The sequence below is a fragment of the Arthrobacter rhizosphaerae genome, from assembly GCF_023062595.1.
In the GTDB taxonomy this organism is placed as follows: domain Bacteria; phylum Actinomycetota; class Actinomycetes; order Actinomycetales; family Micrococcaceae; genus Arthrobacter; species Arthrobacter rhizosphaerae.
In genome coordinates this window covers 26,864-49,684 of record NZ_JALLAN010000001.1, presented here as the reverse complement: position 1 = coordinate 49,684, position 22,821 = coordinate 26,864, and the positions used below count along the sequence as shown (strand labels likewise).

Genomic DNA, 22,821 nt, shown 5'->3' with positions numbered 1-22,821 from the left:
CGGACCCAATATCAAAGACAATCAACTCCGCAGTATTAGACTTCTGAAGATGTTTCCAACCGGGTTATCGATGCTGTGGGAATCGACCGAACCGCAGAGCGCGCTAAAGAACAGGTTTGGCCTCGGCAGCTTCGACGAAGCGGCCGGCTGGCTTACCAAGGTCCTTGCCAACGCCTGGGCCATTGAGGTCCACACGTGCGAGCGAATTATCATCAGCGGCCACAACGCCATCGCATGGATCAGCACAGACCGCGGAGCCTTGGTTGCAAAGTGGTCCCGGGACCAGGATCAATTCGTCAAATTTGCCGGAACGGCGGATTTGCTTAATGTGCTGCACAAAGAAGGGCTGCCAGTGGCGCCCCCGCTGGCGGCCACTGATGGCAGGCACCGGGTGATCATCGATTCCTCGTCCGTCGCGGTGCAACCTCATATAAACGGCGAACTGCTTGACACCACTGCTGACACAGCGGTTCGAACGGCTGGGGCATGTCTGGCCCGCTTGCATGGCGCTTTGGCAAAGCAGAGAGACAGCCGGCTGACCAAGTTAGGCCGACACACAGGTGGATCCCTGGATTTACGTCAGCGCCTAGAGGCCTGGCTACAGCATCAGGACACCGGGAGGGCGCCGGCAGCGTCCGCAAGACTACGTGACCGGATAGCGTCGCTCCCGAAGATCGATCGAGAGCCGCAGCTGATCCACAACGACTACCGGGCCTCCAACGTGCTCACCTCTGGTACTGAGATCATCGCAGTTCTCGACTTCGACGAGGTCGCCCTGGACTACTGCGTCAGCGACCTCGCGAACGCTTCCATCTACCTCGGAACCCGGTTCACCAACTGGCAACCAACACCAGCCAGCGTCCGCGAGGCCTTTCTGCACGGATACGAATCAGTGCGGCCACTTACTCGGCTTGAACGGCAATGGCTGCACGCACTTACGCTGTGGCAGGGAATCAATGCCATCCCGCCCGGCGACGATCCTGCCGGGTGGGCAAGGGCTGTGTAATGTCCCCGCCACGGTGGGTATCGTGGTGCCATGCCGAGCCAATTAGCTGTCATTGCCATCGACGCGATCCAGCCACAGGTGGTGGCCGATTTCTGGTGCGCCGTCCTTGGGTGGCACGTTGTCGATGAGGATACGGACATCATCAGCATTGGACCGCACGATTCGAGCTGGCCTTCCATTGATGTCATCGCAGTGCCCGAGGGCAAGACCGTCAAGAACCGGCTGCATTTCGACCTGCGGGCTGACGGCGTGTCCACCAGCGAGGAGCTCCAGCGGCTGCTCGCCCTCGGTGCGCGGCGCACAGACGTGGGCCAGGGACGGGACGTCAGTTGGGTGGTCCTAAGCGATCCCGAGGGAAACGAGTTCTGTCTGCTATCCCGATCCGTCCAGGACGTCGAAGACGAAAAATGAGTCTCAATCACCCCCGCTGCGGCAACGTCACGGTCTGAATACAAAAAACTCCTACAGCCCCGGAAGTTCTATGCCGGCACAGCGATCAGCCCTAATCTTGAATTCATAAGCATGCTTTCGATTATTTAGGGGTGGTTCAAGTGAAGAACTTGTCCGTGCTCAGTATTGCTGCGGCGGCCGCCGTCGCCCTGTCCTCCTGCACCGGAGGTGGCGGGTCAGGCACCACCAGCCCCGGCAGTCCCACCCCCACAGAGGCGCAAAGCAAGGTCTACAGCGAGGAAGAGCTCCGGGATCTGGTGTCAGGAGTAAAGGACGACGACGGGAACGAGCTCCGGCTCTACTCCCCGGACCAGGTTGACCAGGGTGAGCGGATTGCGCGGCTCCTGATGGGAACAGCAACCGTGAATCCCGGCGGCTGCAGGTCCATTGCCACTGCCGGGTTGCTCGAGAGCGTGGAAAATGGCGAAGTAGCCGTGGCTATTTCCGAGAGTGAGGAACCCCGCACCTTGTCAGCACAGTCCGGCCCGGACGGAGCCGACGCCGAGTCACTGGTCAGGGATATCCGGGGAAAGATGGGCGAATGCGCCCAGTTCACTGTCGACGTCGCAGGCCAACGGCTCGATGTTAAAAGTGAAGAACTCCAGGCCGAAACTGACGCGGACGAAACGTTCGCCACGCTCAGCACCCGTGGCGAAGGCACATCGGACATGCTGATGCAGGTTTCCGCCGGGAAGGACAGGCTGCTCGTCGTGGCTACGAAGAGCGGAGCCGCCCTCGGCGACGATGACCAGAAGGAACTGGAGAAACTCATCAACGAAGTCCTGGACAAGGCCGACGACGCTTCCTCACCGACAACCACAAGCTCACCCACCAGCACAGCAAGCGTCTCCCCGTCCCCGACAGGGACCGGGCCCGGCAACACATCCGAGCCGTCGCCGTCGGGCACGGAACTTGAGGAAGCTACCGAGGGCCCGACGTCTACGGCCACGGGAGGGGCGGGAGGCAGCAGCTGAGCCGATAGAGTCGGGGGATGTCTAAAGCTGTAATTTTGGGAGGAACCGGGGTTATCGGGCAGGCTGCGGCGCGCAGACTGCTGGCCGCTGGCTGGCAGGTCGATGTGTGCAGCCGGAACCCTGGACGGATGCCCGCGGATCTGGAAGCCAAGGGTGCCAGGCACCAGATCCTGGACCGGATGGATGCATCGTCACTCCGGTCAGCCCTGAACGATGGCGCCGATCTGCTGGTTGATTGCCTTGCCTTCACTGCCGCCGACGCCCGGCTCGTGATCCCGTTCCTGGGGTCCATCGGGTCAACCGTCATGATCTCAAGCAAGGCCGTGTACATCGACAACGATGGCCGGCACGTCAACTCTGAGGTTCGCCCGCAATTCCATGGCCCCATCTCTGAGACGAATCCGACCATACCTCCAGGAAGTGGCGACTACAGGACGGCCGAAGGCTACGGACCCAACAAGGTCGCCGCAGAACAAGCCTTCCTGGACAGCGGGAATCCGGTCACTGTCATCAGGGCCTCAAAAGTTCATGGCCAAGGTGCAGCTCCCGCTCGCGAATGGTTCTTCGTGAAGCGGATCCTGGACCGTCGCTCCGCAATTTTCCTCCGGAACGGAGGGAAGTCAATCGATCACACCAGCGCCGCCGTAAACGTCGCAGCACTGATCGAAACTGTCGCAGGGCTGCCCGGAGCCCGTGTGCTCAACGGAGCAGATCCTGATGCGCCGACTGTCCTGGAGATTGCGCGCGCCGCAGCGCGGCATTTCCGGTACTCCTGGAGGGAAGTGCTATTGGAAGAGGACCCCACGTCCGACGTCGGACGGACGCCTTGGGACAGCGCCTCGCCGATGGTGCTGGACATGAGCGCCGCTTCCGAACTCGGCTATGTTCCAGTGGGAACGTACGCGCAGACCGCGGCCGAAACCCTCGATTGGCTAGCTGGCACCTTCCAGAGAGACGGCGCAGGAGCCCAGAATCTGCCCTTCTTCGAGGGACGCTTCGACTACGCGGCCGAAGATGAGCACCTGAAAGTACTCACGCACTGACGTCGATGTCCCGCGGCGCCGCCGTGCTCTGGCGCACCACAAGGTTCGTGGGTACGAGAGTCATACCGGGCTCGGTGGAATTGCTCCGGATCTGGCGGAGGACATCGTCCACGCAGCGGTGCCCTACCTGCGCAAAGTCCTGGTGAACTGTCGTCAGGGGCGGGCTGTAGGACGACGCTTCCGGCACGTCGTCGAATCCCACCAGACTGATGTCCTCGGGGACTGCCTTGCCCTTCTCCCGGAATGCGCGGAGGACGCCGAGTGCCATGTGATCGTTGGCCGTGAAAACTGCCGTGCAGCCCTCCTGCCCGGCGAGCCAGAGTCCGGCTTCGTAGCCCGACTCGGCTGACCAGTCTCCACGCACCACCGGCGGCACTTCCTTACCGTGGGCGAGCAGGGTTTCACGCCAGGCCTGCTGGCGCCGCCCGCTCGCAAACGATTCCTCCGGTCCGGCCACATGCCAGACAGTCTGATGGCCCAGTTCAAGAAGGTGTTCCACGGCCTTATGCGCGCCGTCGGCCTGATCCGTATCGACCACGCTGTACGTCTCACCGGCATTGGAATCCACGACGACGACCTTGACTCCCGGCGGAACCGAGACTGTCGCAGCATCCAGGAGATGGATCTCCATGATGGCGATAACGCCGTCGACGGCCAGCTCGCCCATGCGGGAGAACGCCCCCTGAACTTCGGCCTGGGTCGGTGCTGTCACCGGGATGAGCGTGATGGCGAAATCCTTTGTGGCGGCATGCAGGGCAATGGCCTCCAAAGTCCTGACATTGCCGATCGAGGAGAGGGAGAAGAGGATAACGCCGATGGTGCGGAAGCTGCCCCGCTTCAGCGCCCTTGCAGCACTGTTGGGCCGGTATCCGAGCTCATTCATGGCGGAGATGACCTGCTGGCGGGTCACCTCAATGACGTCCGGGCTGCCATTGGATACCCTGGAGACCGTCTGTGAGGACACGCCAGCCAGCTTTGCCACATCAGCCATGGACACGCGCCGCTTCCGGTCCCTGGGGGCAGACCCTGGCCGGGCTTCCCCGGCAGCAGGGCGTCCTTCGGAGTCGTCATCCTGGCCCTGTGACCCGTCCGGATTTGTGACACTGTGACCGGGGCCGCTGTGACCGCGAGGTTGACCAGACTTTGTGAGCATGCCAACATCGTACCCAATCATGTTTACGTAAACACTTATTACGGGCCGAACTATGTTTACGTAACCAAAGCCCTGCTTCCACTCACCTGAGAACGCAAAGGACCTTTCATGACAATGGCGTCCCCTACGCTGGCCGCGCCCGCGGCTTCCGATGCAGTCACGCGGAGACCCCGCCGGCGAGCCTGGACAGGATGGTGGTTCATCGGACCTTTTATGGCGGTGTTTGCCCTGGTATTCCTCGCGCCAATCACGTACTCGATCTACCTGAGCGTCTTCCGGAACCAACTCATCGGCGGGACCAGCTTCGTTGGCCTGGACAATTACGTCCGCGCCCTGACTGATCCGCAGTTCTGGTCTGCCCTGGGCCGGGTCTCACTATTCCTTACCGTCCAGGTACCGGTGATGCTCTTTATCGCGCTGCTTGTGGCCCTGGCGCTGGACAGCGGCCGCTTGTACGGGAAGTCCTTCTTCCGCATTTCGATCTTCCTGCCCTATGCAGTACCCGCTGTGGTGGCTGCCCTTATGTGGGGATTCATGTACGGAACACGCTTCGGCTTGGTCGGGAACATTAATCAGGCGTTCGGGCTGTCACTGCCGAGCCCGCTGTCCGCCGAACTCGTCCTTCTCTCGATCGGGAACATCGTGACGTGGGAGTTCATCGGCTACAACATGCTGATCTTCTTCTCCGCGCTTACGGTGATTCCGAAGTCGCTCTATGAGGCAGCCGAAATCGACGGGGCGGGGCAGCTCAGGGTCATTACAGCCATCAAACTGCCGGCCATCCGAGGCGCCATTGTGGTTGCGACGATTTTCTCCGTCATCGGAAGCTTCCAGCTCTTCAACGAACCGAGCATCCTCAAGAGCCTGTCACCAAACACCATTTCCACATTCTTCACCCCCAATCTGTACGCCTACTCCCTCTCCTTCTCAGGCCAGCAGTACAACTACTCCGCCACAGTTGCCATCATCATGGGCCTGCTCACGATGGCAATCGCCTTCGCCGTCCAGGTTCGCGGCATGCGAAAGGAACGCTGACCATGAGCACCCCCACGGCCACCCGCCCCGGCACCATCCCGCCGGCCGGACGAACCGCTTCCCCCGTGCGGCTCCGGTCCCCTCGAGCTGCCCCGAAACGCCGATCACGGCGAAGCATTGGGCTGACCCTCGCCATGGGGTTGGTCCTCCTTTACAGTCTTGCGCCGCTGTTCTGGCTGCTCGTCAACTCCACCAAAACCCAGGAAGGACTTTTCAGCTCCTTCGGCCTCTGGTTCGACAACGACTTCGCCCTGTGGGACAACATCGTCCGAACTGCCACTTATGATGGCGGCATATTCCTCCGTTGGCTCGCCAACACTGTCCTGTACGTAGTTCTCGGCGCCGGGGGCGCCACCTTCCTTGCCGTGCTTGGCGGCTATGCGCTCGCGAAGTTCGATTTCCCAGGCAAGAAAGGTGTCTTTGCCGTCGTTATCGGCGCCGTCGCCGTACCGGGTACAGCATTGGCTGTTCCGACCTTCCTCATGTTCAGCCAAATGGGTCTGACGAACACTCCCTGGGCCGTAATCATCCCCTCGCTGATCTCCCCGTTCGGCCTTTACCTCATGTGGACGTTCGCTTCCGAAGCGATCCCCACCGAGATCCTCGAGTCCGCCCGCATCGATGGAGCCAGCGAAGCCCGGACGTTCTTCCAAGTGTGCCTTCCCCTGCTGACGCCCGGCATTGTCACTGTGTTGCTGTTCACGATGGTCGCGACGTGGAACAACTACTTCCTCCCGCTGATCATGCTGAAGAACCCGGACTGGTACCCGCTCACGCTTGGGCTGAACGCCTGGAACGCCCAGGCCGCCACCGCCGGAGGCGAAGCAATCTTCAACCTCGTCATTACTGGATCGCTGCTCACCATCCTGCCCCTCATCGCCGCCTTCCTGCTCCTGCAGCGCTACTGGCAGTCAGGCCTCTCGGCCGGAAGCGTCAAAGAATAACGTCCTCCTCCCACCATGGGTCCGTCGTAGCGGGCTCTCCAGAACGCACTCGGTACCACCGCACTCCGCACATGCACCACTAACGCAAGTAGAAGGAAGACCATGAACAAAACACTGACCCGTCGCGGCCTGTTGCAAGGTTCGGCAGTCGCAGCGGCACTGGCATTGGGCCTGACCGGCTGCGGCGGAACCGCTCCGGCTGGCCAGCAGGCCGTCAGCAGCAACGCCGTCGAAGAAGCTCTTCAAAAGGGCGGCAAGCTCACAGTATGGGCCTGGGAGCCCACACTGAAGAAGGTGGTGGAAGGCTTCGAAGCCAAGTACCCGAACGTCGATGTGGAACTCGTCAACGCCGGCACGGGCAATGACCAGTACACAGCCCTTCAGAACGCCATCTCAGCCGGATCCGGCGTCCCTGACGTTGCGCAGATCGAGTACTACGCACTCCCCCAGTTTTCGCTTGCCAAGTCCGTGACAGATCTCTCCCAGTTCGGCGCCGCGGAACTCAAAGACACCTTCACCCCCGGCCCCTGGTCTTCAGTGCAGGCCGCAGGCGGGGTTTACGGGTTGCCGATGGACTCAGGCCCCATGGCACTGTTCTACAACAAAGAGGTGTTCGACAAACACGGGATAGCCGTGCCCAAGACCTGGGACGAATTCCTCGAAGCCGGGCGTGCCTTGAAGAAGGCGGATCCGAACGCCTACATCGCCAATGACACCGGAGACGCGGGCTTTACGACGAGCATGATCTGGCAGGCCGGCGGAAAGCCATACAAGGTGGACGGCAGCAACGTCACCGTCAACTTCTCCGAGGGAGGCTCCAAAAAGTTCGCCGAAACCTGGCAGAAGCTCATCGACGAGAAGCTCCTGGCTCCCGTCGGTTCCTGGAGCGATGAGTGGTACAAGGGCCTTGGCAGCGGAACCATCGCCACTCTTCCCATCGGTGCCTGGATGCCCGGCAACCTGTCCTCCGGAGTGGCCGAAGGGGAAGGCAAATGGCGTGTGGCACCCCTTCCCCAGTGGGAGGAAGGCGCCAAGAGCAGCTCCGAAAACGGCGGCAGTTCGCTGGCCATGCCGGCCGCCGGCAGCCGCGCTGCCCTTGCGTATGGCTTCCTCAAGTACTCAAACGTGGACGACGGCGTGAAGACCCGCATCGACGGCGGCTCCTTCCCCGCCACCGCAAAGGAAATCTCTTCCCCCGAATTCCTCAACGCGGAATTCAAGTACTTCGGCGGCCAGCAGGCAAACAAGGTCTTTGCCGAGTCCGCTCAAAACGTGGTCCAGGGTTGGTCCTACCTGCCGTTCCAGGTGTACGCCAACAGCATTTTCAATGACACCGTCGGCCAGGCCTACGTCTCTGATACGAAACTCACGGAGGGGTTGGACGCCTGGCAAAAGGCCACGGTCAAGTACGGCACCGAGCAGGGCTTCACGGTAAAGGAGTAGATGAATCACAATGGGGGCGCGGGCATAAGGTCCGCGACCCCATTCACGCGTCGCGAAGTGCCAGGGCTGCCTGGACAAGCGCGGCATGGGTGAGGGCCTGGGGAAAGTTCCCGAGCATGGCTCCGGTAGCAGGATCGATTTCTTCGCTGTAGAGGCCCAGCGGGTTGGCCACACCCAAAAGCGCTTCGAAGAGTTCGTTGGCTTCGGAGCGCCTGCCGGTAAATGCCAGGGCTTGAACGAGCCAGAATGAACAGGGCAAAAAGGCGCCCTCCGTTCCCGGAAGACCATCCCGTCCGGGCGGGTAGCGGTAGAGGAACGGGTAACCTGCGGACAGTTCCTTCCGAACGGCGTCGACTGTTCCTTTGACGCGGGGCGAGTCTCTTTCCTCGAGGCCGATGACCGGAAGGACCAGCAGCGCTGCGTCCAGGTCAGAGGATCCGAAGGTACGGGTGTAGGAGTTCAGGATGGGGTCGAAACCCTTGCTCTTGATCTCTTCGGCGACATCGTCCCTGGCCTTTTCCCATTGCCGTCGCTGTGACGGGCGAAGATGATGGGTTTCAGCGATCCGGAGGGCGCGGTCCAGCGTCAGCCATCCCATCATCTTGGAGTGCACATGGTGGGATGCGTCCGCCCGGATTTCCCAGATCCCGGCATCCGGATCCCTCCAGTGCCTGGCCACAAGGTCGGCGAATCCCCGCATGGCCCTCCAGGTTTCCGAATAAAGCCGCTGGCCGCTTGCCACGAATAGCCAGGCAGCATCCAGGACCCAGCCATAGCCGTCCAGTTGGTGTTGGCCAGCGGCCGCATTCCCGGTGCGGACCGGCGTGCTGCCCCCATAACCGGGCCAGTCCGCGAGAGTGCGTTCCTGAGGAGCACGGCCACCAGCCAAAGTCAGAAGGGCAGGCAGACGAGGCCGCTGGAGCCGGCTGGCATGCAATAGCCATCCGAGGAAGTGCACTGCTTCGGCTGACTTTCCTACGCCCAGGAAGGAGCCGATTCCTATGCTTGCGTCGCGTGGCCACGCATATCTGTAATCCCAGTTGCGTACTCCGCCCACAGCTTCAGGAAGTGACGTGGTGGGGGCCGCAACAGGCGCACCGGAAGGAGAATACGTCAGCAGGCGAAGCGTGAGCAGACTCCTGAGGACCGCGTCGCGGAAGGGAACTGTGTGGCCGCTATCGATCCCGTCCATCCAGTCGCGCCAACGCAGTTCATCGGCTTCGACCAGATCCCAGGCTGTGGCCGGGTCGACGTAAATTAGTGGTTCGCCGTAGGCCACGGCCATGACGAGTGTCACCGGCTGGCCAGGGGTGACGGTCAGGAAAACGGGCTTGCCCGGCTCCAGCTGAAGCTCCTGGCTGCATCCAAGGGACAGGGCCAAGGGCCCCCATTCGCAGACGAGATGCCGCCCGTGCCGTACGCGCGGACGCCGGTGCGTTTCGCCAAGCCGGGGGTCAAAATCGATGATCGCAGGCATGGGCGAGCCCTCTGCCCGAAGTCGCCTGATCAGAATAGTCGTGGGAAGCAATTGGCCGGACACCTCGGCCACCATTGCCTCGGTGAGAATAAGCCTGCTTTCTCCACGACTCCACACTGTTTCCAAGGTTGCGCTGTGGTGGCCGTATTGGCGCGCCACCCGCCGTGCAGGCAGGACGGGTCCTGCCAGAAAGGTTCCTGCCTCGGCTCCGCCGAGGAGTGCCCCGAAGACAGGTTCGCCGTCGAATGAGGGGGCGCAAAACCAATCTATGGCGCCGTCTGCCGAGACAAGGGCCGCCGTGCGCGTGTCACCCAGCAGCCCGTAATCTCCGATGGGCGGGTAATCCAGCCCTTCTGGATCCCTGTTGGCTGCCTTCACGATGCCCTCAGCAGGAGTCCTAGGACGGCGCCGTAGATCACGTGGGCGACTATGGCGACGGCCGGAGTCTGAATGCCGTAGTTCAAGCCAAGCAAGCCTGGTGGTTCCAGCACCGCCGTACTGGAAGGGCCCGCCCTCGTCGAGGCCATGCGGGGGTGGACTGCCGGCAGTATGGGCAGGATTACCGTCAAGGCCACGGCTACGTGGAGAAGTCCAAGCACTGCTCCGAGCCACCAGCTCGCCTGGCCGAGGAGGGTGAAAACTGCGGCGTATCCCAAGGCGAACACCTGGCCCGCTGCGAGGTGGATGAAGAAGCCCACGATCCGCGCTCGATCCGGATCAGGAGTGAGGAGGGAGCCCAGCACCAACGGCAGGTCAAGCCGCGTCCAACCGGCCATTTGCGCAAGGATCATGACAGCCGTCAGCACGGTGGTCGCGAGCAGCCCGAACAGCGCCCAGCCTTGCCAGTCCATCTCAGTTTCCTCCACTGACATCGACTCTTCTAAAACTAGTCACTTTGACTTTAGAACCAGCCGGTCCTGCAGTCAATCATTCACGGGGGTAAGGACAGCGGCTAGAACAGAGCCTCCGCCGGCATAACCGGTTCCACCCGCTGGATAAGTTGTGCGGAATCGTTGCGCACACTCCCCACCGCAGTGCCCACCGGGTCGATTCTCCAGCCCTCCGCCACATGGTAAGCCTCGGAACGAACCAAGTCGACCAGGGCCGCGGCATCCACAGCTCCAGGGTTCAGCCAGTCATCCATGGTCGCGGCGCTCATGGCCAGGGGAACCCGGTCGTGGAGTGCTGCCAGCTCCCGAAGGACCGACCCTTCGGATCCGTTCCGCGGCGATCTTTTCATCGGCGCGCCCTCCGGCGAGCCTTCCGTCTGCGAAGACGCGGTCAGGATTGAGGTCGAGAGGATCCAGCGGCCCGGATCACCCACCGCCTTGGAAAGGTCCCTCCACCATTCGTACACACCGGCGAAGACCATTCCGCCCTCATCCGCCGCGCGGACATAATAGGGCTGCGTGGCTTTGCCCGAGCCTTTCCATTCGTAGTAGCCGTCAGCCGGCACAGCGCAGCGCCTTGAGGAAACAGCTTCGCGGAAGGCGGGTTTCTCAAGGATTGTTTCGCTGCGTGCGTTGATCATCTTGGCGCCAATGCCGGGATCTTTGGCCCACGAGGGAACCAACCCCCAGCGCGCCAGATGCAGCTTCCGGGTCACCCCGCCGTCGATCAGCCTTTCCAGCACAACGGGAACGTCAGTGGTGGGAGCAATGTTCCATGAGGGCTGCACCGCGATTTCCTGGTCCAACTCAGCGTCAAATTTGGCAAGCAGGTCTCCCACGGCCCGGGCCATCACGTAGCGTCCACACATCCGATCAGCATGCCACCACTCCCCGTACGGTGTCATGTAGGGCACTCAAGAACAATGGAATACCGGCCTGCGGGTTACCGTTGAGACAAAGGAACCCCCTGAACCAAGGAGAAACCCGTGGACTTTACCCCCGAAGACGGCACCATCACCATGTTTTCGACCACCTGGTGCGGTTACTGCAACCGGCTGAAGAAGCAGCTTGATGGCCAAGGCATCGGCTACACCGAAATCAACATCGAGGAAGTCGCCGGCACCGCCGAACTCGTGGAGCAACTCAACGGCGGCAATCAGACGGTCCCCACCGTCCTGTTCCCCGACGGCACTGCGGCCACCAACCCTTCGCTCGCAGAGGTCAAGAGCCGCCTCGGAGCCTTGGCCACACTCTAGGAAAGTGTCCGCCTGAACGCCAAGGCGGACCCTTAGGGATGCACGCTTGCGAAGGCCCCGTGGCTGAGGCTTGCGTAGCCGGCATAGGTGGTGATGACTGCTGCTTCGATGGCCGATACATCGAGGCGGGGTACCAGATCGTTGACCGCTCCTGCCGTCCGCGGATCCCAGTCAAGTCCCAGGGCAGCGTAAGTGGCGGTGAGGACCTGGCGGATCGGTTCGGAATTCTCCACAACAATCACCGAGCTGAACAGCCACCCCCCGGACACAACACGCTGTGCCGTGCCGATCAGCTTGACCTGGTGGCCAGGATCGTCAGCTGCCTGTCCGTGGACACTGAACTCACCCGGGCAGTACTCCCCGGGTATTTCTCCCACGGCGGCCTGCACGCCGACGCTGCGTAGAGCCTCGGCCAGAAGCTCTCCGAAGAACGCAAACCTTCCTTTTGCCCCGGCAATGGCGTCACGGTTCGGTTCGACATGATCGATAACCAGGGTGCCCTCGTGGTAGGCAGCAGCCCTGCCCCCGGCCCTCCGCACCAAGGGTTCGAATCCCAGCTCCCGGCATGCTTCAGCAGCGGCCTCGAAGCCGGGAAGATTGGCATCCCGTTGGCCGAAGGCAACTGTGGGTGCGGGACGGTAGAGCCTGAGGCTGGGGCCAATCTCCCCGGCCTTGACCTTGCCAAGGAGCTCGATGCCGAACTCCAGATCCCGCGCCGCTCCAAGTGATTCCTCCTGCCGGATCACTGTAAGCGTCGGCGGCGTCCCGGTTGTCATGGGGTTTTGCGCAGGGTCAGGATCTGTTCTGCCCGGCCGAAGGGACCCTGGAGATCGTGCAAAACCGTTGAGGTCAGCCCAATGCCGTCAGCACCGAACGAGACGGCGTTATCCAGACCCAGCCATTCACCGGACGGCTCGCGGTACATATGGATCTGCAGGTCCACATTGGGAAAGGCATAACTGCCGGCGCCCGGAGGCACCCGCGCCGCAATGCCGTTGGCCGTGTCAACCAGGCCAATGAGCCGTGCCACGTCGCTGCTGTCCGATGCGTTTGTCAGGGGATGCGAAGTGCGAAGCCATACCTTGCCGGAGCCGGGACGATGCCCTTCAGCCACCCGCATTTCCAGGGAAGCGATAAAACCGCCAGGCCAGACGCTGGCGCCGTCGTACGGCTTGCAGTCCTCCAGCGCCGGGATCGGGATTTCCTCGACGGCGGCGACGGCGGAGGTATCGCTCGTCATCATCCGCCATGCCGAAGCCCGGATGGCGACCCGGCCGCCAGCTACAAGTTCCGCCTGAACGAGCTCGATAGTGCGTCCCGGGCGCAAGGTTGTTGTTACGATGCTGAATTCGCCGCCCGGAATCAGTCCAAGGATCTCGTAGCTGACGCGGGCCATCCTCAATCCGGTGCGCGGCTCGTGACGTTCCAGGCACTCAGCCATCAGCCCCGACGCCGGAGCCATGTGCTGTTCATGCTCATTCCAGGCGCCCTGGGCGTGAATGGTGGAGCGGAAACGTCCGCCGCCTAAGGCCTGGTAGTAGAAGTCGCCTTCGGCAAGTTCCGGGAGAGCAGCAGTCAACGGTGACCCTTTCGCCTCGCTGTTGCAGATTCCAGAACACACTATCTCTTTCCGGGGCGTCCTTCCGCCGTCGGCGGCCGACGGATTGGGCCGACAGCATTGGGACGGTGCACCCTTGGCCGTGCGGACGCGCTGAAGACATTTCCGGCACGCACGCTTTCGACTGGGTAGACTCGGTGACTGGTTTCCTATCCAACTTTCCCTCCGAAGAGGTGCTCACCCTGATACGAGTCATCAGCTACAACCTCCGGAAGCACAAGGCCAGCGGTGAACTGCTCAACCTGACCCAGGACTTCGAGATCGACATCCTCTGCCTGCAGGAGTGCGACACGACAGACCTGCCCGAAACCCTGGGACCGCTACATCTTGCCGATGCAACCAAGGGCAACCGTCTGGGCCTTGCCATCTATTACAGGATGGACCGTTTCGCTTCGCATGAAACGAAGACGTTTGCGCTGAAGAAGTCCCTTCACGACCTGGTCCTCGCGCCCGCCCACGAACGGCTGATCGGCATCCGCGTCACGGACAAGGAGACCGACCACGAACTGGTGATCGCTTCGTTCCACGCTGCTCCCCTGACGGCGTCAAACTCCTTGCGGCGCAACCAGATTCACGCCGCCCACGCCGAACTGCTCGGTATGGGGGCAGGCCTGATGACCCTGATGGTGGGCGATTTCAACTATCCGTTCTTCACCAAAAACCTCACCGAACACATGAAGAACTCCGGATATGAGTTGTCCCTCAGTGACCGCAGAACCTACACCCGGTACAAGGTTTTCAAGGGTCACTTCGACTTTGCGACGTCGCTGGGGCTCAACATCGAAAGTGTTGAAACCCTGCCCAGGGGCGCCTCGGATCACCTGCCCATCCTCGTCACCGCGCAGTACGGCGAAGACTACGGACCCATCCAGGGGATAACTGAGTCGTGACGGAGTACAGCTGAAGGATTAGTGCCCATCCTCCAGCAACCTCGTTCGAAGTTCGGGCCAGGATGAAGCGAAGCCGGGGTGAAGCTCCTTTTGGTGGACAGTGTCGAGTGGAACCCATTCCAAGGCAATGCTCTCGGGGTCATTGATGGCGGGCTCGAAGGGCTCCAGCGCGCGGGCCACCACAGTGGTGTAGGACCAGTAGCCGACATCGAGCACTGACGTGAACAGGACCTTCACACTCTCAGGCGGGACGGCGGCCTCTTCGAAGGCCTCCCGGAGCGCACCCTCGACGGCGTCCTCACCCTGATGCAGCGCTCCCCCGGGCAGGCCCCAGGTTCCGCCGCGGTCGCTCCATACCGCTCTGTGCTGCAGCAGGATGCCGCGCCCGATGTCATGGACCAGGACGCCGGCGGCTCCGAAGCGGCCCCAGTACCGGCCGCGCTCCCCCTCCACCCAGGCGTCACCGGGGTCACGGGGACCAAGGCGCGGGGGCGGACCTTCTGATGGCTGGCGGATGGTTCCGCTCATTCAGCAGGTGGCTGTTTACGGTCGACGACGAAATCACCGCCGGGAAAGACGATGGTCTCATGACCGTCGTCGAACCTGACCTGGTAAGGCGGAGCGCCGTCTTCGCCTCGGACTTCAATGATTTGACCGTGCCGATCGGATGACTCGACCGTCTTGCCGCGAATGGTGATGCGGTCACCCTGGGTTGCTTTCATGGCATTTACCTCCCAGCCATAGAGTACTTCGCGCCCACGTGCCGGGGGAACAGGGTGCTGGCAGGGAATCGAAACCCATGAAACCATGCCGTATGACCCTCCGGCTTTTGTTGGTTTCAGACACGCATGTCCCTGTCCGCGCACGGAGGCTTCCCGACCAGGTGTGGGCCGCCGTCGCCAGTGCCGATGTGGTTTTTCATGCCGGCGATTGGGTGTCTGCCGAGCTGCTGGACCAGTTCGAGCAGCGCAGCCCCCGGCTTGTGGGCGTCTACGGGAACAACGACGGCCACGACCTCCGGCTAAGGCTGCCGGAAACAGTGGAAGTCACCCTTGAAGGCGTCCGCTTCTCCATGATTCATGAAACCGGACAGGCGGCGGGTCGTGAGCAGCGGTGTGAAGCCCTGTTTCCGGAAGCCGATGTCCTCGTTTTCGGACACAGCCACATTCCTTGGGACACGACGTCGCGACGTGGCCTGCGCCTGCTGAATCCGGGGTCGCCGACAGACCGCCGCCGCCAACCCGTGTGCACTTACATGACGGCAACTGTAGCTGACGGGGAGCTCTTGAACCTGGAACTCGTGGAAGTGCAGCGGCCCTGATCCCCCCTTTTTTGGGTCGTGCTCTGAGCCTAAGATGACGCATGGAAAAGCTGCAGTTTTCAACCAAGATCAATGCGCCCGTCCAGACTGTCTGGAGCACCATGCTCGACGATGCGACTTACCGAGAATGGACCAGCGCGTTCTACGAGGGTTCCTACTACGAGGGCGATTGGAACCAGGGCAGTGAAATACGCTTCCTTGGTCCCGACGAAAACGGTTCGCTGGGAGGAATGCTGGCCACTGTGGAGGAGCGTCGGCCCCACGAGTTCGTTTCCCTCCGCTACCTCGGCCAGATTGTGGACGGTGTAAACGACACGACCAGTGACGAAGCCAGGAGTATCGCCGGAACTCATGAGAACTACACCTTCAGGCAGGCCGGCAGCATGACCGAGCTTGACGTTGAGATCGACCTCGCCGCAGGCAGCGATGACGAGTTCGTTCAAATGTTCAACGACTTGTGGCCAAAGGCGTTGGACAAGCTGAAGGAAATCTGTGAACGGGAAGCCTCCCGCTAGTCCTGCAGCTGGCTGCGGCGGAAGCGCAGTTCGCGCTGGGCGCCGCGAAGCGGGGACCCGGAAAAGGGCAAGGAGTCCAAATTGATGGCGCTTGCCGCCGTCATCGCCAGACGGTTAGCTGACGCTGCTGCTCTGGCAGGCAAGCCGATGGCTGCTGCCAACTCTGCCCAATGCTTGGCCTTCAGGTTCTTGGTCTTCCCTGAGACCGGAAGGGCCAGGCTGTCATCCCCATAAACCAAAGTGCAGGGGATGTCATAGATGGGGGCCATCACAAAGCCCCTGCTTCCGCCAAGGATCGCGACGTTCTTGGCGTGAAGGTCCCCGTTTCCAGTGAGCCAGGCGAAGACGAACTGCAAATAGAGGTTCCGGCCCGCCACTATCGGTGCCTGGCAGATCCGCATAAGCGCCAGGGCCACGTCTTCGGAGTTGACCGCGTACTTGGAAGCCGGCGGCATGCCTAGGACCTGGGTTCCGTCCTCAAAGGGCAACCGGACCCAGCTGCCGTCCGGGCTCCTAATCCGGTCGAAACGCTGCACGAGCAAACCCGGAAGGCCGTTCCTGTCCGAGATCACTGAGGCCGCCGCCGCCGGAATCTTCAGTGCCCTCGCGGCCGAGAGATGAACTGCCTCATTCACCACCAAATGCGGATGTTCCGGCGGATCAAGCTTGAGCAGATACCGCTGACCCCTTAAGGCCAGCGGCGTGGTGAGCATGGAGGCACTGGTCTTCCGCTGGACCCCCGGGAGTCCGTGAAGATCCACAACGTCCGCCAGGGCGGAGAAATCGAGCTCTTCGGGCCGGGTGGTGTCGGCCAGGGGCGGGGGTTCTTCCGGCGGTGCACCGGAAGGAACCACCTGTACATCGCCGGGGACATCTGCCCCTACGGCAAGCAGGAGGGTCAGTTCGTCGTCGAAACTGGTCTTGGCTGCGTTCTTCAGTACGGTCAGCCGGTGCCCTTCGGGCAGCAGGCCAGCGAAGAAGGGCGGCAGGGCGCCGGCAGGCGTTTCTACAGCCGTTTCGGACAGCGGCAGTGAAACGGCGATTGGCTGTCCCCGTTCGTCCAGGTAGTTTCGCTCGTATCCGAATCTCACGCCGCCGTGTTCAGTCCTTGCGAGTTGACCGGCAAGAACGCCGTTCTTGTAGACATCGGCGGTCCTGACGAACTTGAGCTGCTGCAGGTCATGCGGCATCAGCGGCGCCGTCATTCTGCCGCCAGATGGAGCCCAAGCACATTGGCGATCGCTACGACGGCCCGCAAGGACGGGTTTCCCGTAGCCGTTTCCAGGCCACGCACCGTCCGTTCGGACGATCCTGCCAGCTGCGCGAGGTCCTCTTGTGTGAGGCCGGCTTCTTTGCGCGCGGTCCGAATACTTGCCGCGATGGACTGAACGTCCTCCATAGCTTCACTCCTTCAAGGCCCTTCACAGGGGCAGGATCCTGCCGGTTATGGCATCTTCTGCTCCCATGGTTCCCTAAAGTGGGCATTTCGGCAACATTTTGCCGAATCACCGGCTGGTGCACTCCCGCGGTGCGCCCGGCAGTAGCGATCGGCAGGATTCTACCGATTCACTGTTACTTCTCAGCTTGAAGCATCCTTCTCGATCTCCTCTGCGAGATCATCAACGTCTTCGGGGCGCATCTCTATGCCGGCCTCGTCCAGACGCTCTTCAAGAACATGGCTGACGTCATCCTGGACGTGACCCAGCCTCACGTCGTCGCGAATGTCATCCGCGATTCTTTCCACAGTTTTGGCGCTGTCTTCAGGAGTAGGCGTGGCCGGATTCTCGGCTGCAGAATCACTCATACCCCATCGTGGCCGGACGCCGGACAGGGGTCAAGACGCGAATTCAGTCAAGACGCGAATCCACTCAAGTCGGGAACGGCTCAGTGGATCAACCGTCGCCGAAAGGGAAGTCCAGTCCTGGCCGGTCTTTGGCAGTTTCCCGAACCACACGCGAGATCGCCTCCCTGACTGCAGGCCCGCCGTCGGACGCCTCAGTGTTGTCCAGCGCCAGGTTCGCCCTCCGAACAAAGGTGGTCCAATTGTCCGCACTGGACCGAAGCTCGCGAAGTTGGGAGAGGACGGATGCCCGCCTCAGCCACTCGTCGGGGTCCCGTGCCCAGCGGTCCAGGACGCTGTCCGCCCGCACGCGGCCCAGCACATCCAGGGCTGCCACCAACGGGCCAACCACGTCGATGGCTAGCGGATCCACCAGGTCCGGCAGGCGCGAGTCCCGCACAAAGCCCTCAATCCGCGTCAGATCTGTATTTTTCAGCTGACGGACATGGGATTGCAGGAGGACGATCGCAGCCAGCCGGCGCTCGAAGACCGGGACCTCCCACAGTTCGGAACTCAGCGCAGTGACGTCGTCATGGGTCAGATCGCGGTAGCGGCGGGAAGCATCGCGGATGGCGCCTCGGACAGCTCCAACAGAGGCCCCATAGAAGCGCAGCTCACTACCCAAGCGGTTCTGTGCGTCCTGCGCCCGGTACCACGAGCCCTCCCGCTGCAGGGCGGCGTCCACGAATTCGCCTGGATCAGTCACCGATCCATTCTCGCTTGTTGGCGGAGCCGTGGCACACTCAGTTCCATGCGTGAATTCGTGGTCCTCGGCACCGCCTCCCAGGTCCCCACCCGGACCCGCAACCATAACGGCTATCTGCTGCTGTGGGACGGCGAGGGCCTGCTCTTCGACCCCGGCGAGGGCACGCAGCGCCAGATGATGCTCGCTGGGGTTTCGGCCACCCAAATCACCCGCATCTGCCTCACCCACGTCCATGGTGACCACTGCTACGGTCTGCCGGGAGTGCTTTCCCGGATGGTTCTGGACGGCGTTCAACACCCGGTCCACCTGCATTTCCCGGCTTCCGGCGAGGACGTGGTCCGGGCGCTTGTTTCCCTGGCCTCCCCCGGCCTTGATCTTCTGCTGCACCCCCACGGGAACGGCGGAATGGTAGCCCCAGGCTTGGAGGTGCGGCCGCTGAACCACAGGATCGAGACATACGGCTACCGGCTGGTGGAACCAGACGGCCGCACGCTTCTGCCTGCGCGGCTGACCGCTGCCGGGATTTCCGGACCCGACGTCAGCCGGCTCCAACGGGAAGGAAGCCTGGCTGGTGTGCGTCTGGAGGACGTCAGCGTTCCGCGGCCCGGGCAGCGCTTTGCTTTTGTGATGGACACGGCGGCGTGCACTGGGGCGGAGGAGCTTGCCGACGGCGTCGACCTGCTGGTGGCGGAGTCCACGTTCAGTGACGACGACGCCGCGCTCGCTGAGCAGTACCGTCACCTCACAGCCGGTCAGGCGGGTGACTTGGCGGCCAACGGGGACGTCGGCACACTCATTTTGACCCACTTCTCAGCCCGCTATGAGGACGTTGCACTGCTGGCAGGGCAAGCCAAGGCTCGAGCGGGCCGGACCGCCGTGCTCGCCGCGAACGACCTCGACCGGATCCCGTTCCCCAAGAGGCAGCGGGGTATTGAAGGCTAGCGGAGCATTCCCAACTACCGGAGCTGAATCAGGCCGGCATTGGTAGGCCGAAAACCGCAGGCCTCGAAGTAGAAACTCTTGAGATGGTCGTCAAAGTCAACGTGAAGCCATTCGCAGCCGGCGGCCCTCGATTGCTCCGTTGCCACGGAAACGAGTTGTTTGCCAATGCCTTGGCGGCGAGCTCGATCCGCTACCAATGTGTCTTCAATGAAAGCGTGCACCTGGCCATCCCAGATCACGTTGACGAAACCCACCAGACCTTGCTCGTCTCGTGCTGTAACCCAACCCAGGCTGAACCGTGAAAGCATGCCAGTCCAATCGTCGTCGCCAGGTTCATGGTTGAAGCCCTCTGCGTGCAATTGGTTGATCTCTTCGTTCTGAAACGCGCCGCGCCATTCCAAGGTGGTGGTCATGTTGACCAGCATTGCAGATTGATGCTTGCTCGCGTACCGTTGCACCAAGTTCGTGAACGTTCACGTTGCGCCTCACGGCGGGATTAAGAAGCACCCGATCCCAACTGCCACTGAACCGCCAGCCGAAAAAGAATCGAACCCTATGTCACTTGCTCCGCTTCTGGATCAACTCCCCACTAAGGCCCTGCGTCATGCGCGCCTTGGGGTCAACGTACTGTTCTTCACCAACGGCGCCATCTTCGCCAGCCTTCTGCCGAGGTACCCGGAGATCAAAGCCGATCTCGGGCTGACGAACGCTGCCTTCGGCTTCGCCATTGCTGCCTTTCCGGTGGGCGCGGTCCTGGCTGGCCTGAGTGCCGGCCCGCTGGTTCGCCGCTTTCGTTCCTCCAGAGTGGCAATCGTCGCAACAGTGTTGTCCTCGCTGGGGATCCTCCTGGCGGGAAACGCTCCAGCCTGGGTGGCCCTTGCAGTCGGTCTTTTCATCGCCGGCGCGATGGACGCCATCACTGATGTTGCGCAGAACTCCCACGGCCTTCGAGTCCAGAGGCTCTACGGAAGATCGATTCTTAACTCCTTCCACGCGGTCTGGAGCGTGGGGGCTGTAATGGGAGGCCTCCTGGGTGCCGCTGCAGCAGGGATGGCCCTGCCCCGCCCCCTTCACCTCAGCCTGGCCGCCGTGATTTTCAGCCTCATGGCTGTCCTTTCCTACCGGCTGTTGCTTCCCGGGCAGGAACCGGCCGAGCCCGCTGGCGAAGGGGAAGCCGGCCCAGGAGATGTCCACGAAGGGGATGCAGGCGAAGGCCGACCCGGCGGGGAAAGGCGACCGGGTAATGCGTCAGGTCAAGCCCTAGCCAAGTACGGAGTGCTTCTTGCGCTGGTGATGATCGCCTCAGCCGGAGCGCTCGTGGAGGATTCGGGCAGTACCTGGTCCGCCATTTACCTCGCAGGTTCCCTTGAGGCCTCTGCCTTTATGGCAGGCGCTGGTTTTGTGGCCTTGCAGGGAATGCAGTTTGTGGGCAGGATACTGGGCGACCGGATGGTGGACCGCTTCGGCCAGCGCGCCGTTGCACGCACCGGGGGTTGCATCGTCCTGCTGGGAATGGGCTGTTCACTCATGTTCCCCACAATTATTGGGAGCATCATAGGATTCGGCCTCGCGGGTTTCGGTGTTGCCACGCTAATCCCGGCGGCCATGCACGCTGCCGACGAACTGCCTGGGTTTCGTCCGGGCGCCGGACTCACCATCGTCAGCTGGTTGCTCCGCCTCGGTTTCCTCTTTGCGCCTCCCCTCGTCGGTGCCATTGCAGATGCCTCTTCCCTGCGCCTCGGCCTGGTTGTTGTCCCGGTCGCCGGCCTGCTGGTCCTGGTGTTCGCCCGAGTCCTTGCACCAAAGGCCACACCTCTGGTTTAGCCAAGGAAGGGCCGCGACTCTCAGGCTGAGTCAGGTTCCGCAGAAGGTCCGGTAGGCACCGAAGTCCTCCGGGGCGGGGGCTGCGTAGCGCTCCAGACCGGGCCGCTCATCGTACGGACTGGTCACAGCAACCAGGAGCTTTTCGAGCGGACCCAGGTCCCCGAGTGTCGCGGCGGACAGCGCCTCCTCAACGAGATGGTTGCGGGGAATATAGACAGGATTCACCCTGTCCATCGCGTCAGCGTCCGGGTCCAAGGCACGCCAGCGCTTCACCCAGGCATCGAAGGCCGCCAGGTCCAGGACCATGCCCCGGGCAGGCTCAGCCTGGCCACGCGCGCTCTTGCTGAGGTTCCGGAAAAACGATGTGTAGTCGACGTTCCCCTCCTGAAGGAGAGCCAGGAGCTCATCCACCAGAGGCGACGTCACGCCGTCGTCGACCTCGTTGAGCAGGCCTAACTTGGCCTTCATCCTCGCCAACCAGGCAGCACTGTACTGTGAGCGGAACTCACCAAGTGATTCGACCGCGAGGGCGACTGCCTGCTCCTGATCGTCGTGCAAGAGGGGCAGAAGGGCCTCGGCGAGCCGGGCAAGGTTCCACTCTGCCACCAGCGGCTGGTTCCCGTAGGCATAGCGACCGGCTTCGTCGATGGAACTGTAAACCGTGGCGGGGTCGAACCCCTCCATAAAGGCGCAGGGGCCATAGTCGATGGTCTCGCCGGAGATTGTCATGTTGTCGGTGTTCATCACTCCATGGATGAAACCCACCAGCATCCACTGGGCGACGAGGGACGCCTGTGCCGCTGTCACGGCCTGGAACAATGCGAGGTACGGGTTCTCGGCTTTTGTTGCACCGGGATAGTGACGGGCGATGGCATGATCGGCCACGCGGCGGAGCAGGTCAAGGTCGTCGCTTGCACGTGCATACTGGAAGCTGCCCACGCGCAGGTGGCTGCTCGCTACCCGTGTGAGCACAGCCCCTGGCAGCAGTGTTTCGCGCTGCACCGGCCGCCCCGTCGCCACCACGGCGAGGGAGCGGGTGGTGGGGATGCCAAGGGCGTTCATTGCCTCGCTGACAACGTATTCGCGCAGCATCGGACCGACTACCGCCAATCCGTCACCGCCGCGGGCGAACGGTGTGCGGCCCGAGCCCTTAAGGTGGAGGTCGCGAAGGAGGCCGTCGACGTCGACCACCTCACCGAGCAGGAGTGCCCGTCCGTCGCCGAGACGAGGGCTGTACCCGCCGAACTGGTGGCCTGCATAGGCCTGCGCCACCGGAGTCGCCCCATCGGGCACACTGTTGCCGATCAGCAGAAGCAAACCCTCCGAAGTCCGCAGGGAGATCGGATCCAGGCCCAGCTCGATAGCCAGCGGCTCGTTGAGCACGAGCAACCGCGGGTCTGGAGCCTCATCCGCCTGCCAGGGAATGGCCATTTCAGCCAGCTCTCGGGCGAAGCGACCGTCAAAAGCGACGTGGATCTGGGCTGGAGAACTCAT

General features: G+C 62.3%; 27 protein-coding genes. 13 read left to right on the top strand and 14 right to left on the bottom strand.

Features of this window, described 5'->3' with window-relative positions; translation table 11 throughout:
• The first annotated feature begins 49 nt into the window (after positions 1–49).
• From MU551_RS00255 to MU551_RS00240, 4 genes are all read left to right on the top strand, one after another.
• Entirely contained in the window at positions 50–1,006 is a 957-nt protein-coding gene (locus MU551_RS00255; RefSeq protein ID WP_247040136.1) for a phosphotransferase, read from the top strand.
• A gap of 30 nt (positions 1,007–1,036) precedes the next feature.
• On the top strand, positions 1,037–1,417 hold the full coding sequence (locus MU551_RS00250) for a VOC family protein (RefSeq protein ID WP_247040135.1): 381 nt from the start codon (positions 1,037–1,039) through the stop codon (positions 1,415–1,417).
• Between the two features lie 140 nt (positions 1,418–1,557).
• Positions 1,558–2,430 carry a hypothetical protein gene (locus MU551_RS00245; protein ID WP_247040134.1) on the top strand — a complete coding sequence of 291 codons (873 nt, stop codon included), beginning with the start codon at positions 1,558–1,560 and terminating at the stop codon, positions 2,428–2,430.
• Between the two features lie 17 nt (positions 2,431–2,447).
• Positions 2,448–3,473 carry an NAD-dependent epimerase/dehydratase family protein gene (locus tag MU551_RS00240; RefSeq protein ID WP_247040133.1) on the top strand — a complete coding sequence of 342 codons (1,026 nt, stop codon included), beginning with the start codon at positions 2,448–2,450 and terminating at the stop codon, positions 3,471–3,473.
• Here the strand turns inward: MU551_RS00240 and MU551_RS00235 are convergent.
• Positions 3,463–4,626, bottom strand: coding sequence for a LacI family DNA-binding transcriptional regulator (locus tag MU551_RS00235; protein WP_308198277.1), 1,164 nt, complete (start codon positions 4,624–4,626; stop codon positions 3,463–3,465). The genes MU551_RS00240 and MU551_RS00235 overlap by 11 nt on opposite strands.
• Before the next feature lie 108 nt (positions 4,627–4,734).
• Here MU551_RS00235 and MU551_RS00230 point away from each other — a divergent pair, with 108 nt between their 5' ends.
• From MU551_RS00230 to MU551_RS00220, 3 genes are all read left to right on the top strand, one after another.
• Entirely contained in the window at positions 4,735–5,661 is a 927-nt protein-coding gene (locus MU551_RS00230; RefSeq protein WP_372489761.1) for a carbohydrate ABC transporter permease, read from the top strand.
• 2 nt (positions 5,662–5,663) lie between these two features.
• Positions 5,664–6,605, top strand: coding sequence for a carbohydrate ABC transporter permease (locus MU551_RS00225; RefSeq protein WP_247040132.1), 942 nt, complete (start codon positions 5,664–5,666; stop codon positions 6,603–6,605).
• 102 nt (positions 6,606–6,707) lie between these two features.
• Positions 6,708–8,048 (top strand): ABC transporter substrate-binding protein, encoded by a 1,341-nt coding sequence (locus MU551_RS00220; protein ID WP_247040131.1) that lies wholly within the window; start codon positions 6,708–6,710, stop codon positions 8,046–8,048.
• A gap of 43 nt (positions 8,049–8,091) precedes the next feature.
• Here MU551_RS00220 and MU551_RS00215 read toward each other — a convergent pair whose 3' ends face one another.
• The 3 genes from MU551_RS00215 to MU551_RS00205 form a co-directional block, all read right to left on the bottom strand.
• Entirely contained in the window at positions 8,092–9,903 is a 1,812-nt protein-coding gene (locus MU551_RS00215; RefSeq protein WP_247040130.1) for a glycoside hydrolase family 15 protein, read from the bottom strand.
• Positions 9,900–10,397, bottom strand: coding sequence for a hypothetical protein (locus tag MU551_RS00210; RefSeq protein WP_247040129.1), 498 nt, complete (start codon positions 10,395–10,397; stop codon positions 9,900–9,902). The genes MU551_RS00215 and MU551_RS00210 overlap by 4 nt, the downstream gene beginning before the upstream one ends.
• Before the next feature lie 80 nt (positions 10,398–10,477).
• Complete coding sequence (locus MU551_RS00205) at positions 10,478–11,266, bottom strand: SOS response-associated peptidase (protein WP_247040567.1); 789 nt, start codon at positions 11,264–11,266, stop codon at positions 10,478–10,480.
• 135 nt (positions 11,267–11,401) lie between these two features.
• Here MU551_RS00205 and MU551_RS00200 point away from each other — a divergent pair, with 135 nt between their 5' ends.
• A complete protein-coding gene (locus MU551_RS00200; RefSeq protein WP_247040128.1) occupies positions 11,402–11,671 on the top strand; it encodes a mycoredoxin in 270 nt (89 codons plus the stop codon).
• A 32-nt stretch (positions 11,672–11,703) separates the two neighbouring features.
• On the opposite strand, the gene MU551_RS00195 is transcribed toward MU551_RS00200, so the two are convergent.
• On the bottom strand, positions 11,704–12,447 hold the full coding sequence (locus MU551_RS00195) for a lipoate--protein ligase family protein (protein ID WP_247040127.1): 744 nt from the start codon (positions 12,445–12,447) through the stop codon (positions 11,704–11,706).
• On the bottom strand, positions 12,444–13,250 hold the full coding sequence (locus tag MU551_RS00190) for a thioesterase family protein (protein ID WP_247040126.1): 807 nt from the start codon (positions 13,248–13,250) through the stop codon (positions 12,444–12,446). The genes MU551_RS00195 and MU551_RS00190 overlap by 4 nt, the downstream gene beginning before the upstream one ends.
• A 224-nt stretch (positions 13,251–13,474) precedes the next feature.
• On the opposite strand from MU551_RS00190, the gene MU551_RS00185 reads away from it, so the two are divergent.
• On the top strand, positions 13,475–14,179 hold the full coding sequence (locus MU551_RS00185; RefSeq protein ID WP_247040566.1) for an endonuclease/exonuclease/phosphatase family protein: 705 nt from the start codon (positions 13,475–13,477) through the stop codon (positions 14,177–14,179).
• 18 nt (positions 14,180–14,197) lie between these two features.
• Here the strand turns inward: MU551_RS00185 and MU551_RS00180 are convergent, their stop codons facing one another.
• Positions 14,198–14,707: an NUDIX domain-containing protein gene (locus MU551_RS00180; RefSeq protein WP_247040125.1), complete on the bottom strand. Its 510-nt coding sequence runs from the start codon at positions 14,705–14,707 to the stop codon at positions 14,198–14,200.
• Positions 14,704–14,901 (bottom strand): DUF1918 domain-containing protein, encoded by a 198-nt coding sequence (locus MU551_RS00175; RefSeq protein ID WP_247040124.1) that lies wholly within the window; start codon positions 14,899–14,901, stop codon positions 14,704–14,706. The genes MU551_RS00180 and MU551_RS00175 overlap by 4 nt, the downstream gene beginning before the upstream one ends.
• 92 nt (positions 14,902–14,993) lie before the next feature.
• On the opposite strand from MU551_RS00175, the gene MU551_RS00170 reads away from it, so the two are divergent.
• Both MU551_RS00170 and MU551_RS00165 read left to right on the top strand, forming a co-directional pair.
• Positions 14,994–15,500 (top strand): metallophosphoesterase family protein, encoded by a 507-nt coding sequence (locus MU551_RS00170; protein ID WP_247040565.1) that lies wholly within the window; start codon positions 14,994–14,996, stop codon positions 15,498–15,500.
• A 41-nt stretch (positions 15,501–15,541) separates the two neighbouring features.
• The gene (locus MU551_RS00165) at positions 15,542–16,015 is read left to right on the top strand and encodes an SRPBCC family protein (protein ID WP_247040123.1); all 474 of its coding nucleotides are present in this window, start codon (positions 15,542–15,544) and stop codon (positions 16,013–16,015) included.
• On the opposite strand, the gene MU551_RS00160 is transcribed toward MU551_RS00165, so the two are convergent.
• From MU551_RS00160 to MU551_RS00145, 4 genes are all read right to left on the bottom strand, one after another.
• Complete coding sequence (locus MU551_RS00160) at positions 16,012–17,220, bottom strand: type II toxin-antitoxin system HipA family toxin (RefSeq protein ID WP_308198276.1); 1,209 nt, start codon at positions 17,218–17,220, stop codon at positions 16,012–16,014. The two genes, MU551_RS00165 and MU551_RS00160, sit on opposite strands and share 4 nt — an antisense overlap.
• Positions 17,217–17,414, bottom strand: a complete 198-nt coding sequence (locus tag MU551_RS00155; RefSeq protein WP_247040122.1) for a helix-turn-helix transcriptional regulator — start codon at positions 17,412–17,414, stop codon at positions 17,217–17,219. The genes MU551_RS00160 and MU551_RS00155 overlap by 4 nt, the downstream gene beginning before the upstream one ends.
• A gap of 180 nt (positions 17,415–17,594) precedes the next feature.
• Entirely contained in the window at positions 17,595–17,819 is a 225-nt protein-coding gene (locus MU551_RS00150; RefSeq protein WP_247040121.1) for a hypothetical protein, read from the bottom strand.
• 88 nt (positions 17,820–17,907) lie between these two features.
• Positions 17,908–18,561, bottom strand: coding sequence for a DNA alkylation repair protein (locus tag MU551_RS00145; RefSeq protein WP_247040120.1), 654 nt, complete (start codon positions 18,559–18,561; stop codon positions 17,908–17,910).
• A gap of 45 nt (positions 18,562–18,606) precedes the next feature.
• Between MU551_RS00145 and MU551_RS00140 the strand changes: the two genes are divergently transcribed.
• Positions 18,607–19,503, top strand: a complete 897-nt coding sequence (locus MU551_RS00140; protein WP_247040119.1) for a ribonuclease Z — start codon at positions 18,607–18,609, stop codon at positions 19,501–19,503.
• A 14-nt stretch (positions 19,504–19,517) separates the two neighbouring features.
• Here the strand turns inward: MU551_RS00140 and MU551_RS00135 are convergent, their stop codons facing one another.
• The gene (locus MU551_RS00135; RefSeq protein ID WP_247040118.1) at positions 19,518–19,916 is read right to left on the bottom strand and encodes a GNAT family N-acetyltransferase; all 399 of its coding nucleotides are present in this window, start codon (positions 19,914–19,916) and stop codon (positions 19,518–19,520) included.
• A gap of 142 nt (positions 19,917–20,058) precedes the next feature.
• Between MU551_RS00135 and MU551_RS00130 the strand changes: the two genes are divergently transcribed.
• Positions 20,059–21,327 (top strand): MFS transporter, encoded by a 1,269-nt coding sequence (locus MU551_RS00130; protein WP_247040117.1) that lies wholly within the window; start codon positions 20,059–20,061, stop codon positions 21,325–21,327.
• A gap of 30 nt (positions 21,328–21,357) precedes the next feature.
• Here MU551_RS00130 and MU551_RS00125 read toward each other — a convergent pair whose 3' ends face one another.
• Positions 21,358–22,821, bottom strand: coding sequence for a protein adenylyltransferase SelO (locus MU551_RS00125; RefSeq protein WP_247040116.1), 1,464 nt, complete (start codon positions 22,819–22,821; stop codon positions 21,358–21,360).